At 34.4% G+C, this 18518-nt stretch carries 14 protein-coding genes and 1 tRNA gene; 7 read left to right on the forward strand and 8 right to left on the reverse strand.

Going from position 1 to position 18518, the window contains the following annotated elements; translation table 11 throughout:
• The first annotated feature begins 608 nt into the window (after positions 1-608).
• A tRNA-Gln gene (locus BTR_RS03275) sits at positions 609-683 on the forward strand.
• Positions 684-928: 245 nt separating this feature from the next.
• On the opposite strand, the gene BTR_RS03280 is transcribed toward BTR_RS03275, so the two are convergent.
• The 3 genes from BTR_RS03280 to BTR_RS03290 are packed head-to-tail and all read right to left on the reverse strand — an operon-like array spanning position 929 to position 4366.
• Positions 929-1378 carry a toxin-activating lysine-acyltransferase gene (locus tag BTR_RS03280; protein WP_012231224.1) on the reverse strand — a complete coding sequence of 150 codons (450 nt, stop codon included), beginning with the start codon at positions 1376-1378 and terminating at the stop codon, positions 929-931.
• A 5-nt stretch (positions 1379-1383) separates the two neighbouring features.
• A complete protein-coding gene (locus BTR_RS03285; protein ID WP_012231225.1) occupies positions 1384-2709 on the reverse strand; it encodes an HlyD family type I secretion periplasmic adaptor subunit in 1326 nt (441 codons plus the stop codon).
• On the reverse strand, positions 2699-4366 hold the full coding sequence (locus tag BTR_RS03290; RefSeq protein ID WP_012231226.1) for a peptidase domain-containing ABC transporter: 1668 nt from the start codon (positions 4364-4366) through the stop codon (positions 2699-2701). Before BTR_RS03290 ends, BTR_RS03285 begins: the two co-directional genes overlap by 11 nt.
• A 254-nt stretch (positions 4367-4620) precedes the next feature.
• Here BTR_RS03290 and BTR_RS03295 point away from each other — a divergent pair, with 254 nt between their 5' ends.
• Positions 4621-4908: a hypothetical protein gene (locus BTR_RS03295; RefSeq protein ID WP_012231227.1), complete on the forward strand. Its 288-nt coding sequence runs from the start codon at positions 4621-4623 to the stop codon at positions 4906-4908.
• Positions 4909-5950: 1042 nt separating this feature from the next.
• Here the strand turns inward: BTR_RS03295 and BTR_RS03300 are convergent.
• From BTR_RS03300 to BTR_RS03325, 5 genes are all read right to left on the reverse strand, one after another.
• On the reverse strand, positions 5951-6220 hold the full coding sequence (locus BTR_RS03300; protein ID WP_012231228.1) for a 6TM ABC transporter family protein: 270 nt from the start codon (positions 6218-6220) through the stop codon (positions 5951-5953).
• A gap of 2659 nt (positions 6221-8879) precedes the next feature.
• Complete coding sequence (locus BTR_RS03310; protein WP_012231229.1) at positions 8880-9665, reverse strand: DUF1499 domain-containing protein; 786 nt, start codon at positions 9663-9665, stop codon at positions 8880-8882.
• Between the two features lie 1013 nt (positions 9666-10678).
• On the reverse strand, positions 10679-11218 hold the full coding sequence (locus BTR_RS03315) for a DUF1254 domain-containing protein (RefSeq protein WP_012231230.1): 540 nt from the start codon (positions 11216-11218) through the stop codon (positions 10679-10681).
• Positions 11211-11807: a DUF1214 domain-containing protein gene (locus tag BTR_RS03320; RefSeq protein WP_038474508.1), complete on the reverse strand. Its 597-nt coding sequence runs from the start codon at positions 11805-11807 to the stop codon at positions 11211-11213. The genes BTR_RS03315 and BTR_RS03320 overlap by 8 nt, the downstream gene beginning before the upstream one ends.
• A 17-nt stretch (positions 11808-11824) precedes the next feature.
• A complete protein-coding gene (locus BTR_RS03325) occupies positions 11825-13975 on the reverse strand; it encodes a transglycosylase domain-containing protein (RefSeq protein ID WP_012231232.1) in 2151 nt (716 codons plus the stop codon).
• Positions 13976-14315: 340 nt separating this feature from the next.
• Here BTR_RS03325 and BTR_RS03330 point away from each other — a divergent pair, with 340 nt between their 5' ends.
• The 5 genes from BTR_RS03330 to ccmE all read left to right on the forward strand — a co-directional run bounded on the left by BTR_RS03330 (position 14316) and on the right by ccmE (position 18514).
• Positions 14316-14552, forward strand: coding sequence for a hypothetical protein (locus tag BTR_RS03330; RefSeq protein ID WP_012231234.1), 237 nt, complete (start codon positions 14316-14318; stop codon positions 14550-14552).
• 21 nt (positions 14553-14573) lie between these two features.
• Positions 14574-15242 (forward strand): response regulator transcription factor, encoded by a 669-nt coding sequence (locus BTR_RS03335; RefSeq protein ID WP_012231235.1) that lies wholly within the window; start codon positions 14574-14576, stop codon positions 15240-15242.
• The gene (locus BTR_RS03340) at positions 15239-16657 is read left to right on the forward strand and encodes an ATP-binding protein (RefSeq protein WP_012231236.1); all 1419 of its coding nucleotides are present in this window, start codon (positions 15239-15241) and stop codon (positions 16655-16657) included. The genes BTR_RS03335 and BTR_RS03340 overlap by 4 nt, the downstream gene beginning before the upstream one ends.
• A 300-nt stretch (positions 16658-16957) precedes the next feature.
• Complete coding sequence (locus BTR_RS03345; protein WP_012231237.1) at positions 16958-17698, forward strand: tetratricopeptide repeat protein; 741 nt, start codon at positions 16958-16960, stop codon at positions 17696-17698.
• A 336-nt stretch (positions 17699-18034) separates the two neighbouring features.
• The gene (ccmE, locus tag BTR_RS03355) at positions 18035-18514 is read left to right on the forward strand and encodes a cytochrome c maturation protein CcmE (RefSeq protein ID WP_012231238.1); all 480 of its coding nucleotides are present in this window, start codon (positions 18035-18037) and stop codon (positions 18512-18514) included.
• Positions 18515-18518 lie beyond the last annotated feature (4 nt).

Genomic DNA, 18518 nt, shown 5'->3' on the forward strand with positions numbered 1-18518 from the left:
GTGCAAACTGATTAATCGTTATCATAAATCAATATTTATCTTTTTCAGATACTGCTGATCTTGGCACAGATTTTAAAAAACATTTTGTAAGGTTTATTACAATTGAATGTTTACACATATTGATTAAAAATAAAATTTTCTATAAGAGAACTTATTATGTTTGTTGTGCGTTATAAAAGCGATCTACCTTTAAAGAAAGGTCAGTTATTTTATATTGAAGAAGCCAAGAACAAACATACAGTTGAAAAGATAAAAAATAATCAATACACAAAGTTTTCTCATCTCTTTTAATTAAACAAGACGAGATGCGAATATATCAGAAAAGTAAAGCATATGCTAGTTGATTAAATACATGAGTAAATTACAGGATTTTTATTTTATGCCCTTAGAAAGTCGATAAAAGAGCAAAATAATTGATGGATAAATGGTTGTGACTTGTGTTAGAAGGGAAATTGTATATTATTTTTGCTGCGAATTTGTATCGTTACGGTATCGTACAAGGTGTAGAGACTTTATGATAAAAAAGTAAAGTCTTTGATTTTCAGATATTGCGTCCAATCGCAGGAATCGCTATAAGGTGCAAAAGTAATTATAAAGCGTATTTTTTTTGGGGTATAGCCAAGCGGTAAGGCACCGGTTTTTGGTACCGGCATTCCCTGGTTCGAATCCAGGTACCCCAGCCATCCTTTAATGAAATGAGTTAAGTCGAATTTTTAGGAAGCTTTGAGTGGATTAAATTTTTTGACGATTTGTTGCTATTGATATTAATCCGGTAAGCTGAGAAATATCCGTTTTTAGCGCGTTAGCTCTCAATCAATACGCTAAGATTCTCTTTTACGATAATGATTTCCAACTCGCTCTTTTAAAAGATTCTTTTCTATTAAGAGAGTGGGTTTAAATGATTGAGGCGCACTTAAGTAGATAAAAGCTATTTGGATGGGTTATAGGAACACCAGCGAGCAATTTTTCGTATTCCGCCATCTTCATTACGTCGTACAGCATAAAAATAACGCTGATCAGGAAATATATTTCGTTGCATATCGCGGACAATATGTGCAGTATGGCCATAAGGTGCTACATAATCAATAAACCATACGTATTTTCCAGTCTGCCAGTCAGCATTGGGCAAAAGCTCTCCCATTTCAAGCATGGATTGATGATTTTTTTCATCTAAAAAAGCCCAAGTGATAAAGGCGCAAAATTCTCCATGTTCATTTTGATAGAGTTTGTATTGCCCAACCCGTAAGGCTGGACCTAAGTTTCGTTCAATATCCCAGATTAGCCAACGGCGGTGTAGGGGGGATTGAAGCATTAAAACGACCATAGCTCCTAAAGCCATTATTGGGTTTATGAGTGAGGGTGATGGAGTTTCATTCATACAGATTATCTTTCTTTTAGGGATTGTTCTAAAATTTTTGTAATAGGTTCAAAGAAATAAGAAATGAGGCGCCGTTTTGAAGTAATGACATCAGCTGTCACGGTCATGCCAGGGATAAATTTCAGCTCTTGGTGATTAAAAGTGATGTGATCTTGGTCGATTTTGATTAAAACAGCATAAGCACCATTAATTTCTTGCTCATGGCGCGCTGTTGCACCTACATTCATAACTGTACCGTAGACAACACCGTAGCGTTCAGGTGGAAAGGCAGAAAATTTTACGTAAGCACGTTGGCCTTTTTCTAAAAAACCAATATCTCGATTATCAAAAAACGCTTCAACAATGAGCCCGCCTGTGTCAGGGACAATACGCATGAGCGTTTTACCGGCTTCTACAAAGCCACCCAAAGTGTGGATACTTAAATCATCAATGCGTCCATCAACAGGTGCATAAAGTGATAAGTGGTCAAGACGATATTGGCTGCTGTCAAGTTTGGCTTTTAAGCCTTGCAAAGAGAGTTCTGTTTCACGAGAAAGCTGCTGATAGCGGGCGATTTCATCGGAAATAAGGCTTTGTCTTTGTTGGTGGAGTGCTTCTATTTCAGCGGTATTTTCTTCCAAGCGTCTTTTATTGGCTAAAATTTCATGTTCTACATTTTTAAAATCATGGAGACGTTCTAAATAAAGAGAGTTGCTGATGACTTTTGTTTCCATCAGACTCTTGGCAGCTTTGAGTTTTTCTTGGCTTAATTGTTGATCATCTTGTAATTTGTCCAATTGTGCGTATTGGACAGCACCGCTGCGTGTAACACGGTCAGCCTGAGCTTTCAGTGTTTTGACTTTATCTTGGAGCGATTGAAGAGTCGCGTGGATGAGTTTTTCCCCTTTCAGCCTTGCTGTATTGCTGCTAGAGGCAGGAATTTGCAAATAAGAAAGCCCTTTGGTTACAAAATCCGTATCCAAAGGATCTCGTTCACTCAAGGCAGCTAAGATAGCGGCGGCAATTTGCGCTTGAAGGGTCTGTTGAGCAATATCGGCTTGAACGCGTGCGCGTTCATTTAAGGCTTCACGGGGATCTAATTGAATAAGGAGATCACCTTGATGAACAAATTGCCCTTCTTTTACAAGAATTTTTTTAATGCGTCCTGTATTTTGCGCTTGGACGAGTTGAACATAGGAGGTGGGAATAACCGCCCCTTGTCCCCGTGCAACAATCTCTGTTTTTGAGATAAAACTACCAATGACAATAAAGAGGAATAAGGCGACAAAAACAGCAACCACCATATGAAGGGTTGGCGATAAAGGGCGCAAATGAGGAGCTTTATCTACCATTTTGTGTTCCCATTTCAGTGAAATTTAATAGGGTTGCATGCTTGGGAAAAAGATCGCGTTTGTGGGTAATGACGAGAACAATACGCTCTTGCGAAAGCATGTATAAATGTTCAACAATTTGTGCACTAACCCTGTCATCCAATGCGGAAGTGGGCTCATCCAAGATAAGAATTTGCGGTTTGATGAGAAAAAAACAAGCCAATGCTAGGCGCTGGCGTTGACCTCCTGATAAAAAGCCCCCTTGTTCACCTACTTGGGTATGAAGCCCTTGAGGCAATTGAGAGATCAAATCATGACAAGCACTCGCATGAAGGGCAGCAACGATTTCATCCTCTGTAGCATCTGGTTTGGCAAGAAGCATATTTTCAAGAATGGTTCCGGAAAAAAGGCAAGGGCTTTGGGGAAAATACGCGATTGTTTTGCGCACACTACGGATATCAAAATTTTGTAAAGATTGATTGTTAAGCAATATTTTCCCACTTGATGGGGGATAAAGAGCACAGAGGAGTTTGGCTAAAGTTGATTTTCCACATCCTGAAGGACCAAGCAACATAATAGGCCTACCAGGTTGTAAACAGACATCAAGGTGGTTGATAATAGGTGTGTCTCCATAAGAAAAACAGATATCTTTAGCTTCAAGATGGGGCTTGGTGGTGAGTTGAAGGGGGGGCTTTTCCTTTTCCCATTCTGAAGGTGCGTTAAGAATATCACCCAAACGAAGACGAGAAATTTTTAAATGCTGCCATTCTTCCCATAAAGACGCAAGGCTTAAAATGGGACCAGAAACATTGCCAGCAAGAAGATGAAAGGCAATAAGTTGCCCTAGCGTAATCTGGTTTTGCAGCACTGCTTGAGCACCAAAAAAGATGATAAAAATAGTGAAAAGATCACCAAAAATATGGCTTAAAGCCCCATTTAAGAGATGAAATTTACTGGTTGTGAGGCTTTGATCTAGACTGCGGGCTAAAGTTTCTTGCATCCGTATCGTATGAGCAGCTTCTTTTACATGCGCTTTGATGGCTTCAAGATTGGTAAAACTTTCAATAAGGCGTGATTGATGGGCGGCTTGTAGAGTGAACGCACGGCGTAATTGGCGGCGCAAGAAGGGACCGACGAATGCCAAAGAGCCCATTTGTAAAGGTAAAATGATAAGGACAATAAAGGTAAGTTTCGGACTAATAGAAAAGAGTGCAGCAAGATAAATAATGGCAAAGAGAACATTCAGTACGGTTGTGGCAATGGTTCCTGTTAAAAAACCGCGAATTGTATCAACCTCTCCAATACGCGAAAACAGTTCCCCCACTTGCCAATGACGTAACACAGGCAAAGAGAGACTTAACAGATGGGTATAAATACGTCGTCCAAATTCTAATGTAAGCCGATTGGCTAAATAAGCACCTAGGTAACCTGATAGAGTGCTAAGAGCTGTGCTAAACAGCATGATAGCAATCATAAGGATAACAATAGCATAGAGACTTTCAATGCGCTGAAAGGGGAGAATACGATCAATAATCGCTTGAAAAATAAAAGGGTTTACCAAACCCAGCAAACGCAAAACGATGGCAACGCAACTAAGTTCAAGAACATAATAAATATATTTCTTTGTTGTGCTTGTAAACCAAGAGAAGGCTACTAGTTTTTCTTGTGAATGATTCATTTGATTTTATGATTTTGTTTAAGAGAAAGAGGGCTTTGTGTCTCATATTTTAACAGTATTGTAAATAGTATTATTGCTTAATTTAAATATACATTTTGTATGAACACAATACAAACAAAATGTATTTATTATTTTATACAGTATTTTTATTGTTATTTTTAAAAATTATATTTGACAGTTGTCTAACCCGCATGCTAGCCATGTTAATTGTATCGCTCTGATACGTTTTTTAATAAACAAGAAGGAAGATTAATATGTTTGGTTTAAGCTCACGTAGTCATTCATCAAGTTCATCTACGGCATGTGGTATTAAAGATTATTTCCATGCTGCGCAAACAAAGAAGATAGAGGTAGGAATCGTTGGAGGAGCTGTGGGAGCTCTGTATGGAGGATTAAGGGGATCGCGAGGTGGTCTATGGGGTACGATTGCAGGTGCTGCAGTGGGTGGATATACAGGTTATACATTTGGCAGCAATGCGGGGCTTTTTATAGGTCCTATGAGTAAGTTTCAGGACTGTGGTGGTCGCGTTCACCTTTTTTGATTTGTAGATAATTCTTAATAATATATTTTAAAATCAATTTTTAGACATATATTATTAAATATATGTCTAATTTCGTTTATAGTGTGTATTTTGTAGATATATATCATTATAATATTTTATGTAAAATTTTCATTTCGGATGTTTATTATGTATATTGGTGATAATATTATTTCACTATTAATGGGTAATGTTTTTAATTTATTGTATTCAATATTTATTTTTATATTTTTATTTTCATTAATTTATAGATACACTGGTGACAGTTGGAAAAATAGTATAAAGGAATCGCTTAAGACATTTGGTTTGTTCTTTTTGTTCTTTTTGGTGTTTTGTTTTATTTATGTTGCATTAAAATATATTAAATATTAGCATTTATATTTAAATTATATTTTATAAAATATAATCTTCATTTAAATAAGTTTCTATTATTTTTAATTATATATATTACATTTTTGGAATCTCTTATTGTGGATACTTTAGAAGTTATTAAAACTGCGTTATTTTTAATAAGTATTATTGGTTTTTTTAAAGTTTTTTCTTATATACTTAGATTCAGAAGTTGGAAAAAACATATAAAATCAGATTTAGTTGAGTTAAGTTTATTATTTATAGCATACTCAATTTCTATCTTTATCTCTCTATATATAAAATCGTTCGTAAAATAGATAAGTATTTTTATTATATATAATATTTCTATACGATAGGTATTTTTTATCAGATTAAATAAGATTTATTTTTAGTAATTGTTTCATATCTTTTTAGACATTTTATTTTTCAAAAAATGAGTTGCCTTAGTTAAAAAGAGACAGAAAAAGCAACATATTATTTTTTGTTATTGATTTTTTGCGTAGCTATAAGTTTATAATGAAGTTTGCTAAATTTATTTTTTTACAGAGTTTTTTTCTTAAAAAACCGCGAATTGTATCAACTTCTCCAATACGTGAAAATAATTCCCTCACTTGCCAATGGCGTAACACAGGCAAAGAGAGGCTTAACAGATGGGTATAAATACGTCGTCCAAATTCTAATGTAAGCCGATTGGCTAAATAAGCACTAAGTAACCTGATAGAGAGCTAAGAGCTGTGCTAAACAGCATTATAGCAACCATCAAGACAACGATAGCATAGAGACTTTCAATGCGCTGGAAAGGGAGAATACGATCAATAATTGCTTGAAAAATAAAAGGGTTTACCAAGCCCAGTAAACGCAAAACAATGGCAACACAACTGAGTTCAATAACATAATAAATATATTCCTTTGTTGTTCTTGTAAACCAAGAGAAGGCTACTGGTTTTTCTTGTGAATGACTCATTTGATTTTATGATTTTGTTTAAGAGAAAGAGGGCTTTATGCCTCATATTTTAACAGTATTGTAAATAGTATTATTGCTTAATTAAAATATACATTTTGTACGAATATAATATAAACATAATGTATTTATTATTTATAAAGTATTTTTATTGTTATTTTTTAAATTATATTTGACATTTTCTAAAATGCATAATAACCAAATTTTTCTGTATCATTGCGATGCAGTTTTTAAATAGATATACAAGAAGGATTTATATTTTGGGTTTATTTGGATCTAGGATATCTAATGGTTGGTCTAGGTTTTCATCAATAAATCTCTCAAGCAGTGGAACATAGTATGGATGTACTGTTGGAGATTATCTCTTTGCAGGACTTTCAATGGGATATATGGGACATAGTATGGGAGTGGTAGTTGCTGGACTTATGGGGCAGCTAGAGGACCAGCGGGCGTTTGGGCAGGCATGCAACTAGGAGGAAGTGCTGGCTATGCAGGAGGATTTACGACAGGTTTAGGATATAAAGCCTATGCATGCTATTATTAATATATGAAATCAGAAGATATTTCTGAAGTGAACAGTCTTGTAGGCGTAATTATATGTCTGCAAGACTGATAAAGAAGCTTCAAGGGCATATTTTTCTGAAAAGTTATATATTTCAATTTGGATTCTTTTTATGATTGATATTATTAGTATTATTGTAGAATTATTATTTTCTATAATATTTTTTATTTATATACGTTATTTCTATGAATAATGAGTATTCATTATTAATTCATAATTATAGATTAATTTGGAAAATTTATTTGTTATCTATATTTTTAATATATTTTATGAATTGTTTTTTTTATTTAAGTATATTTATTTAAATTGTATTATGTATCTAAGTTATATAATGAAAAAAATATTAAAGTTAAATCATTAATTAAGAATAAATTCATTTTTTATATTATTTTAATTTATTAATTTTTATATGATATAATATATATTAATATTTGTTGTTTTTATATATTTTTAATTTGGATTTTTTATGAGTGATATTATTCGTATTATTGCAGAATTATTATCTTCTATAGGTTCTTTATTTATATTTTTCTATGCAATGTTTTTACGGTATAAATTTAAAGGTTATAGTAACAAAGAAATTGTGAAAAAAATGTTGTTAAGCACATTTTTGTTCATTATATTCATTATATTACTCTCTATAACATTTTTTATTTGTATACATTATTTATACGAACAGTGATTATAATTTATAAAATTTTTATTAATAATATTTATTATCTGTATATTGTTTTTTTTAATATCATTTAGTTAATAATATATTATATTTAATTTTTATATGTTAATTTGGACATTTTATGTGTTATGTATATTTTAAATATCTTTTCTGAATTATTTTTTACAGTTTGTTGTTTAAGCATATTTATATCTTTGTTTGAATTGTATTATGTCTCTAAAGGATACGATGAAAAAAATATTAAAAAAAAGTCATTAATAAGAATAATTTTATTTTTTAGTTTATTCTTTATTTTATTTTCTTTAGTTAATTTTTATATAAAGTAATATATATTGTTTAACTAGTTTTTATATATCATAATAAGATGTATTAATATATTAATTTAATTGGAAAATATTATGGAATCTATTTTATTTAATATTAAAAATGCGTTACTTGCAACAAACATTTTTTTAATTTTAAGTATACTTTTTTCTAAATTACAATTTCCTACTTGGAAAAAGTCTATTAAATTAGGGTTAGCTATAATTATTATATACTTTATAATATATTTTGGACTTTATTATTTAATTAAATGATATTAGTATATAAAATATTAATGTTTTTTAGCTTTCATTATAATTTATTTTACTAATGTAAAATATAATCTTATGTAAAAAATAACACTAGATAATTATATTATTTATATTTTTATTATCAACTCTTTTATTGGTTATTATTAATGTGGAAAGATTTTATTAATTTTATTGTAAATATGTTGCTTTCAATAATAAGTGTAATTACAATAATATATTATTTATTGTTAAAAAATAAATATAAAAATTATAATACGAAAGAATACAAAAGAAATATATTATTATTTATAATAAGTTTAATTTTTATAATTATTTTTATAATATTTTTTATGATTATATTTTATAAATTTAATTTATTTAATAGCATATTAAATATATGAATTAAATTATAGTAATATTTTAATTTTTAAAATATATTAAAGAGCGTCTTTAAAAAAATGTTTACTGATTGCAGTGAGACAGAGTCTTTAATATAAGCATTATCATCAAGAGTTCTGTTTTTTGTTTTTTAAGCTTTTTAATTGCTTCACGAGTGTATCGTCTTTAGATTATTATCTTTTGTGTAAAGATTGTCATATTGTTATCGTTCCATAAAAAGTTCTCACAATTATGAGTTGCTTATGATCATCCCTTTGGGGTGAATTTTACTTTCAGTATAAAAAATAAAACTGTAGAAAATTTTTATGGTATGTATGGTACAACATTTAATCACACCTCACGTGTTAAGAAGCTGTTAACTGGGGGAATTGTCAGTTTATAGTTTTTGAAAAGTGATTGTTTGCTTATGTATCATGTTTATTGAAAAATAGGCAATTTTTATGAAATAAAGTGCCTTATCGCTCTTGATCGTTATCCATCATCTTGTGAGAGAGGAAGGGAAGCAATTTCTGTATCAAGGGCATCCATAAAATCGATAATAAAAGCAGCATTGGTCCCCAAATCTCTTGGCAAATAACGAGAAGCAGAACGTATATCAACAAAGGTGGTATTGCCTTCATCAGTTAAACGAATGACAATGTCTGAAATAAAACCAAGGTAAAAAGTTTTAGCTCTTGTTTCAATATAAATCTCATTTTCTTCGCCTTTGAATTCTCGTTGTGCGACAATAGGCCAATCATAGGCTTCTAAAACATTGAGAACGGATTCGCGAATACGGTTAGGTGAGCCATCATAACGGCGCCCCGACATTTCTGGCCATTGTGAGTTCTGTAATATTGCTTGTTCAGTTAAGGTACTTTTAAGTGGCAAAGCATCGCTGGGACGTATTGTGCGAAAAAAAGCCGGTGGCCTTTGTGTATCGGTAGAAACATCATAAAGAGCAGGTAAGGTAAACCAAAGTCCAAAAAAGAGCATCAATGGTGTCGCAGTTATGAGTGAATAAACGATCCCCTTTAAAGCTTTCATTCCCCCTAGGGCTCCATAGACCCATAAACTATGAAGTGCTTTAATCGCGAGAAAAAGAGAAATAATCACACAACAAGTAGAGATTCCTATCAAAATTATAAAGTCGCTTACGTTAAGCACGGAAAAACGTTGTAAGATGATCGAAAATAATAAAATAAAAAACGCTAATCCACCAAAGCGAGGGGACCATACCGCTGCTCTTGAAATTAGTCGAACATATTTCTTCTTCATGAAGTTTTTTCCCTCAACTGTAAATTATAAGCAAAGTTTTTTCAAATTATCTATCTTACAAAAAGCTTTTGCTTATAAGACAAAAGTAAAGCACTTATTTTTGAGGTCAAGGATGCGAGATGTCTCATCAATTTCTAGCGATTATTTTAGCGCTTCATTGAAGGTAATAAGTATTTCTTCAGCACTTTATGATGTCATTGATCGAACTTGATAAGAATGTTCGTAAATACGTAAAAATAAAATCAACGAACAAGTTTTCCAGTTGTTATCAGCATATAGAACTTTCCTCTTTTTTCTCTCATTGCGGAAAATTTTTTCTGTCAGATAAGCCTATCGAATAACGCAACACCATTAGGTTGCCAATTTACGCACTTGTTTTTAAGAGATATCTCTCAACGCTTGTACACTCATTGCGCGACAGTGTCTATGAAGGGTAATAACGATAAAGCGATTCAGCATCCCCACTTTTACGTTTATGAAGAAAAAAACCAGCATTATCATTCTATTTGTTCGCTCCAATGTTGCGATAGCTTTTGAGTAGACCGTTTATAAGAGACATTTTTAGTTCTTTCTCGTACAGTTTTTATTTACACGCCAATCTCGCTTTTGACGTGCAAAAGACATGGTTTTGATTGATTCAATATGGGATAAGTTTGGAATGAGAGAATCCTGCGATATTCGGAGCACTTATTCAACAGTTAAAGAAATCAATTATCATTATAAATAAAAGTATTTTGCAAGTATAATATGAATATGTAAAACAGAGATTTTATCTCATATTACTAATTAATAGGCTACTTTTTTCTTTATACATGTGGTTTTTATTTCAATAGAAGATTATATGAGAGTTTTAAAATACTTTTCTATCTCAATAAAAAATTTAAGCATCTAAAATCAGACAAACCGGAATTCGAATATTTGATCAATAGAGGAAAAAGATAACCGTTTTGATAGATTTTGTTTCGTTTTTATTAAAAAGAAGGTCGTTGTACAAATGAGAAGTGAGAATATTTTTATTCATAAAATATGCGGCAGGTCGCTGATGAAAGAAAAGCTTCACTTTCTTTTTTTGCAAGGGAAGAAGGGGAAAAAATACGTAAAATAACAAAACCTTCATTCAAATTTTTAGCAACCAAAACTGAATTGGCATTTTTTTGAGGCTTTGATTTTTTGAGTTCTATGATTTGTATTGGTTTTCCAATGATAAGATCGAGTGTAGCATCAGGGGCTGTTCGGTCATTAAGGCTATAGAAAATAATTCCGTTGTGTGTATAGGCTGCCAGTGACCAAAATTGTCGTGTTTTTAAAGCTTTTAAATGAACAGGTCCATTTTCAAGATTAAATCTGCAGACTTTAAGAAGAAAGAGTGGATCAGCAGATTGTTGAATAGGATTATCGGGAGGTAAATCAACAAATTGATAAGGGGCTCCAGATTTTTTAAGGCTTGTCCATATATTATTTTGTTCCCAAGTAGGGATCATAAAGAGAACGCAAATATGAACAATAATAGCGCCAATGATTGCAAGAAGTGCGGTATGAATAAATCTAGTCACAATTTATTTGTCCTGATGGGATTTGTTCTATAGAGGGCATTGTAAGCTTTTGTAATGCCGTTGCTGAGATGATTGAGGTATCGTATAAGGTGAGAATAAGCCCGAATTCTTTTTGGCTCACTGTTGCAAGCCAATTTCCGGCTTGCGGTGTGGATGAAATATTGATGCGCAAGGAGCCATCATGTTCATAAGTAATAGCATTTGTGTGGAGTTCAAAAGGTATATCTTTCGATGAAGTATAGGGTTTAAGGGATTGATCAGCTGTATAAAGGGTAAAAAGACGGGTTTCAGGGATGGTGCCTTGGAGCAAATAATGACAGCGAGGGTGGAGTGGACGCCCGTGGTTATCTTGCCAAATCTGGAACCTAATACCTTCAGTGCGTCCGAGTGATACAATGCCTTGTTTGGCAGTGCGGGCACGGGTGTAAGGATCCATATTGGTGGTTCCTACTTGTGGGTAAGCACTCCATTTTCCAATTATAAAGCGTCCAAAATGAGGAAAGGAATTGAGCACATAATCGACACTCAATGTTCCCCATAAAATCGAAAAAGCGAAGATAAAAAAGAAAATGGCAATATTAAAAAGTATCCGTGAATATCTTGAATTCAAAATGTTGAATCTCCCGTTGTTTTCATTTTTAAAAAAATTGCAGATTGTTTTTTAAGATCTTTGTTAATCAATCGCACGATATTCAATGTTTCAGGAGAAAGCGTAGAGGGGATTGGGGGGGGAAATTCAGAATTAGCATGGGAGGAAAGTGTTGGTGGCTGATAAGGAAGGAGGGAATCTTTTACACCGTAGAGCTGTTTGAGCATGATATTTTGGTGTGCAGCGAGCATGATGCGATGCCATATCATGGCAGGAACACCACCCCCAAAAGCACGATTCATTGGTGAAAAGTTATCATTTCCCATCCATACCGCTCCAGTATAATTGCCCGTAAAGCCAACAAACCAAGCATCACGATAGGATTGTGATGTTCCAGTTTTTCCAGCAACAAGTGTCATGGGTAGAGCAGCACGCTTACCGGATCCTCGTGTTGTAACACCGACCATCATTTGGTTCATATAAGCTGCTGATTGTTCACTGAGTACTCGATGCAGCTTATTCCCGTTATGCTCAAAATCCCATAGCACATGACCATCGATTGTTCTTATTTGTATGAACCCATGGCGATTACCAGCTATCCCACCATTCGCAAAGACATTAAAGCCCGTTGCTTGATCCATGGGGGTCATGTTGGAAGTCCCAAGGACCATCGTTTTGTGTGATAAAATATGTGCGTTAATCCCCATATTCTTGATGAGATCTATGATGGGTTTTGTATCGCGGTTAAGATATTGATAGGTGAGATAAACAGGGACTGTATTAATGGAAAAGGCTAAAGCCGTTGCTAAATCAATTTTTCCCAGATAACGACCAGAATTATTTTTGGGTGTCCAACCGCCCCAATTCACAGGGGCATCTAAAACGGTTGTTGAGGGTGATAGACCGTGTTCCAGGGCGGTTGCGTAAACATAAGGTTTGAATGAAGAACCAGTTTGTCGTCCACCTTGGGTCGCTCTGTTAAATTGGCTTTTTTTATAATCCAGTCCTCCAACAATGGCACACACAGCGCCGTTATTGTCAAGTATAACAGTGGCGGCTTGTGTTACGCGATATTGTTGACCATATTGATGCAAATGATATGTAATTGATTCTTCTGCTAATTTTTGAAGTTCTGGATCAAGCGTTGTTTGAATAATTAAACTATGGCTTGGAAGTTGATCACGCATTTTTTTGACTTCTTCGAATGCCCAATCAAGAAAATAATCAGGTTGATTATTTTCTATTTGGGGAAGTGCCCTAGCAGGATGGTGATGCGCGTTGATAATTTGACTTTCCGTCATAAAGCCACCGTTAACAAGATTAGAAAGGACGACATTGGCACGTGTTTGAGCAGCAAAGAGGTGACTATGAGGAGCATATTTTGTTGGAGCCTTAAAGAGTCCGGCTAGCATAGCCGATTCACTTAAAGAGACATGACGTATATTTTTTCCAAAATAAAATTTTGCTGCGGCTACAATACCAAAATTGTTTCCTCCCATATAGGCGCGATCAAGATAAAGTTGCAAAATCTGTTTTTTGCTAAAATTTGCTTCTAACCAAAGAGCAAGATAAGCTTCTTTGATTTTACGTGTTATAGTTCTCTCGTTTGTTAAGAATAGATTTTTAGCCAATTGTTGTGTGAGAGTTGAGCCACCTTGCACCACACCTTTCGCTTGCATATTTTGTGAAATTGCCCGTGTAAGTCCCTGAAAATCAATGCCCCAATGATCGAAAAAACGCCGGTCTTCTGTCGCGAGAACCGCTTTGATAACGGTGTCAGGCATTTCTTCAACAGGGACAGAAATCGCCGGCAGTGCACCACGGTGACCAATGGAATTTCCATAGCGATCTAGAAAAAGAATGGAAAAGTTTTTAGGAGAAGACCAATCTGTTTTGGTTAGTTCAAAAACAGAAATGCCCAAAATAGTAAAAAGAGTAAAGCCTATCAACCCTAATGTGAGTATTTCATCAAAAACTTCAACGATAAAGCGTTTCCATCCTTGAAGATGAAAATTTTGTGAGATGATTTTTGCCTTATTCCAGAAAAAACTGTTTGCAGAACGAATGCGATAAAGCGCTGTATCTAATCGTGCATCTAATTCGATGAGAGAAGGGCTGTGAAATGGCTTATGGTGTTTTCCTTTCTTTTTTTTAAAAAAATCAAACATTTAAAGAGAGCCTATGGTAAAGCAATACAATCAAACAAATCTACAATAATTATATGGAGTAGAAATATTCTTTTGCTATGGTGCTAACAGAGAAAGAATTTATTTTAGAATTATTCATTTTTTGTGAGAGAGTGTATTAAGGATTTATTATTTAATAAATTTTCTTATTATTATTAAAAAGATTTTAGTTTGAATTTTAAAAAATCTGGAGTAATATTAAAGCGTTATTCTGTAAGGTAAAGGATAAATTATTTTCCATTTGTGATTTTTAAATCGACCCCAAAAAAAACATTATTTCTTTTATCCTTCAAAAGGAGGAAGATAGGTTGTTGAGATATCGATGATGAAAAGAGTTTTCTTATTCTTAATGTTAGCCAATTTTTTAGGAGCAGATTCTGTTCTGGCTGCTAATTGTTCTGAGGTGGGTAAAAAGGTTGCTACTCAAGAGAAAGGGGTTCTCGTCCGTTCAAAACTGGTTGTGCACGATGGAAAGGATATGTGTGAAATTGTGGTTGTTGTACCAGCTCGTAATGGTGAGAAGTTGCGCCGTGTGGAGTTTTCTATTCCTGCTGATTAGTTTTTGGCAGATGGTGTTGTGATGCGTATTTTAATCGTTGAAGATGATCGAAATCTTCACCATCAATTAGCAGAAGCTGTAAGACAGGCAGGATATGTTTACGATAGTGCTTTCGATGGTGAAGAGGCTTATTTTTTAGGCAGCACGGAGTCTTATGACGCGGTGATACTTGATATAGGGTTGCCGTATATTGATGGTGTTCGTGTTGTTGAAAAATGGCGTCAAGAAGGGCATACCATGCCTGTTTTAATGCTAACGGCACGAGATCGTTGGTCTGATAAAGTTCTTGGTATTGATGCAGGGGCTGACGATTATGTTGTGAAGCCATTTCATTTGGAGGAAGTGATGGCACGTTTACGGGCATTAATTCGTCGTACGACAGGACATGCAACAAGTGCTTTATGTTGCGGAAATGTTTTACTGGATACGAAGACATCTCGTGTTTTTGTGGATGGTCAATTGATTAAACTAACATCTTATGAATTCAGACTTCTCTCATATCTCATGCATCATTGTGACAGAGTCATTTCAAGAACGGAGCTTACCGAACATCTTTATGATCAGGATTTTGATAAGGATTCGAATACGGTGGAAGTCTTTGTTGGTCGATTACGGAAAAAGCTTGGTGTGGATTTGATCGAGACTATTCGAGGAATGGGGTATCGCGTGAGAACGCTAGGTGATGGATGAATGTTTTCAAAGAGAATAATTGGTTTCAGAGGTTCTTTTTTGTCATTACGCGATCTCTTAGTTTACGTGTTATGATCTTATCAACACTATGGGTTGTTATTTCTCTTTTATCGATTTCTGCAGTGAGTATTTTATTTTATAAGCGTTCAACTGAAGAGAGCCTAGAACGGATCCTTTCTGCTCAACTCTACAGTTTGATTGCAACAGTGACGGTAGCCCCAGAAGGCACTTTGAGAGGAGGGGCTGGGATTGATGATATTCGTTACTCTGATCCAACAACGGGATGGTATTGGGAAGTTGTTGCCATATCCCATAATTTAAAAGGAAGATTGACATCTCCTTCATTGGGAACAGAAGAGATATTTACACCCAGCGATGTCGATATACCTTTTGACAATAAATTCTTTCGCTCTTATCGGATAAAAGGAAACAATGGTCAAAAGCTACAAGTGATTGAGAGTGATGTTGTTCTTGATAATAAAAATCATATTGCACGTTTTCGACTTGTTGGGAATATTGATGAAGCGCATGCTCAAGTAAAGGAATTTAAGCGAACTTTACAAATTTTTCTTTGGAGTTTTGGTATCGGAAGTGTTCTGATTAATATTGCTCTTATTTTCTTTAGTTTTCAACCATTTAAGCTTATTCGATGTGCATTGAATGATATTCGAGAAGGAAGAGTTCACTATGTTAATACCGATTTAGTCAGCGAAGTCATGCCGCTTGTCCAAGAGATGAATGCTCTCATTAAGAATAATCAGCGTATTATGGAGCGATTTCGCACACAGGTTGGTAATCTTGCGCATTCATTGAAGACACCTCTGTCCGTGATTATGAATGAGACAGATAAGATGCGCGGAGAAAAAGCTTGTTTGTTGAGAGAGCAAACGCAAATAATGCAAGCTCAAATCAATCGTTATCTTCAGCGGGCGCGGATTGCAGCACAATGCGATAGCATTATCTATCATACGTCTGTTCGCAGTGTGGTTGATCGTTTAGTGCGGGTTATGAAAAAGCTTAATCCTGAAAAACAAATTGAATTTATGATGGACGTTGATGATATTGTTTTTTCTGGAGAGAAAGAAGATTTAGAAGAAATTATAGGGAATTTGATTGAAAATGCTACTCAGTGGTCTCGCGCAAAGGTGTTGATCTCTTGTTGTTTAGAAGAAAACGTTGAAGAAGAAAAATATTTTAGTCTCCTTGTAGAAGATGATGGTCCTGGTTTAAAAGAAGACGAAATTGATGAAGCGTTAAAAAGAGGGCGCCGGTTTAATGAAAGTAAGCCGGGGACAGGTTTAGGATTAGCAATAGTTTCAGATGTGGTCAATGAATACGGTGGCAGTCTCTTTTTATCGCGTTCTGATTTGGGTGGGTTGTGTACAAAAGTCTTATTACCCAAAATGGGAGAATAACATATTTTCTCCTTAAGCAGGAAACATCTATAAATTTTGTAAAGAAATATCTTAGACAATACAAAGAAGTAGGGACAAAAAAGGAGGGAGGCATTTCAGAAGATCCGTATTTATAATCAAAATAGAAAATAAAATCTTGTTTTTGTTTTCTTGGTAGAGGTGAGCTATATGAAAGAAATGAACAATAGATTTTACGATGTTCTTCATAAAAAGATGAATTTTTATCATTTCACATCACTCTTCTCATGAATAAGGTAAAAGTAAGCGCGTTATCTTCTGTTTGTATTGGAAAAAAATGATATGCTCTTGTTTATTTTTGCAGCATTTTTTCTCACTTTTCTGGCAATTATTCTGTTTTTTTCACTCCGTTTTGACGATGGGGGAGAGAAAAAGTGGCACGTTCAAACCATAAATGGTTATAGAAGTCATATGCATACGGTTAATGTTCATAAGCTTTATAGGCATTATAAAAAAAGAAATATCCTTAAAGCTTTAAGTATTTTGTTTGTTCTTCTTGTGACATGGAGTATCTATGGGCTGACAGGTAATCCAGAAGTGAAAAGTTATTTTTTTAGCGAATTAATGGATAAGGATCCTAAAATTCTAAGTCAACAAGAAAAACTTGTGCGTCTACAAGTGCTTTTTTTCCGCTCTCCTCATGATGGCAAGCTAGCAGATGCGTTAGCGGTAGGGTATCTTGAAGAAAGCTATTTTCAAGAAGCTGTAAATACTTATTTAGATGCCCTTCGTTTGAATGGAGAAACAGCGCCAAGGCTTGTAGGATATGGTTTAGCATTGGTTGGTTATGAAGGGGGAGTGATAACGCAAGAAGCACAAAATGCTTTTCAAAAAGCCGCAGATTTAGCGCCAACAGATTTTTATCCGCGCTTATTGTTGGCCGATGCATTTCATCAAGCCGGAAAAACGGCGCAGGCAGTACAGTTTTTACAAAGCTTTCTTGATACAATGCCTGAAAATTTTGCCGGACGATTACGGGTTGAAAAAATGATAATTCAGTTACTTGGCTCATCAAGTGAATAGACAAAGAAAAATCGTTGTCGCCAATTGAGATAGAGAAATAAAAAGAGAAAAGCTATTTAGAATGATAAGAGCAGTAATCATCTTAGAAATGGAAGGTGTATGTGGAGGGGGCGAAGAACAGAAATGAAAAATGTCAAGAGCGCGGCAGAAGTCGTTATAGATTAAATAAAATTGGTGTAAAAATCAAAAAAAGAAGAAAAGTATTGGTAAACTTATTAGCAAAGGTAAAGTATTGGATAAAAAGTTGCGCCTCTATAGAAGATGTGCAAAACTCTTTAAAAAATAAACTATAGAAATGGGTGTTTGTATAACGTGTTTAAAATTTTTTCGTAGATTATGAACAATTCCTCTTTAGAGAATTCTGCTTCGTTGAAGGTTATTTTAAAGCAGCGAAAAAAAAAGCGCTTACTGATCATCTTATTATGTTGTTTGGTTATGGCAATTGCAGCAAGCCTCGTCGTGTATGCAATGCGTCATGCGGTCAGTTTTTTTAGAATGCCCTCTGAAATTACAAGAGAAGATATTTTAACGGGACGCCCTTTGCGTTTGGGCGGCTTTGTTGAAAAGGGAACCGTTCGATATGTGGGAGAGAGTGGTGTTATTTTTTTTGTAACGGATAACAAAAAACATGAAAAAGTGGTTTTCAATGGTGCCTTACCAGATCTTTTTCGTGAAGGTCAGGGAGTGATTGTAGAAGGGCATTTTGATAAACAGGGTTTTTTTATAGGGACGCGTATTCTCGCAAAACATGATGCAACTTATATGCCTAAAGAAACCGTTGATCGCTTAAAAAAACATTACAGTGTGGAGAAATAATTCG

It is taken from the genome of Bartonella tribocorum CIP 105476 (assembly GCF_000196435.1).
GTDB lineage: Bacteria > Pseudomonadota > Alphaproteobacteria > Rhizobiales > Rhizobiaceae > Bartonella > Bartonella tribocorum.

Coding starts and splice junctions, on each gene's coding strand:
- BTR_RS03330 (WP_012231234.1), top strand. CDS start 14,316: ATGATGAAAAGAGTTTTCTTATTCTTAATGTTAGCCAATTTTTTAGGA.
- BTR_RS03285 (WP_012231225.1), bottom strand. CDS start 2,709: ATGGTAGATAAAGCTCCTCATTTGCGCCCTTTATCGCCAACCCTTCAT.
- BTR_RS03290 (WP_012231226.1), bottom strand. CDS start 4,366: ATGAATCATTCACAAGAAAAACTAGTAGCCTTCTCTTGGTTTACAAGC.
- BTR_RS03310 (WP_012231229.1), bottom strand. CDS start 9,665: ATGAAGAAGAAATATGTTCGACTAATTTCAAGAGCAGCGGTATGGTCC.
- BTR_RS03325 (WP_012231232.1), bottom strand. CDS start 13,975: ATGTTTGATTTTTTTAAAAAAAAGAAAGGAAAACACCATAAGCCATTT.
- ccmE (WP_012231238.1), top strand. CDS start 18,035: ATGAACAATTCCTCTTTAGAGAATTCTGCTTCGTTGAAGGTTATTTTA.
- BTR_RS03340 (WP_012231236.1), top strand. CDS start 15,239: ATGAATGTTTTCAAAGAGAATAATTGGTTTCAGAGGTTCTTTTTTGTC.
- BTR_RS03295 (WP_012231227.1), top strand. CDS start 4,621: ATGTTTGGTTTAAGCTCACGTAGTCATTCATCAAGTTCATCTACGGCA.
- BTR_RS03345 (WP_012231237.1), top strand. CDS start 16,958: ATGCTCTTGTTTATTTTTGCAGCATTTTTTCTCACTTTTCTGGCAATT.
- BTR_RS03300 (WP_012231228.1), bottom strand. CDS start 6,220: ATGAGTCATTCACAAGAAAAACCAGTAGCCTTCTCTTGGTTTACAAGA.
- BTR_RS03280 (WP_012231224.1), bottom strand. CDS start 1,378: ATGAATGAAACTCCATCACCCTCACTCATAAACCCAATAATGGCTTTA.
- BTR_RS03335 (WP_012231235.1), top strand. CDS start 14,574: ATGCGTATTTTAATCGTTGAAGATGATCGAAATCTTCACCATCAATTA.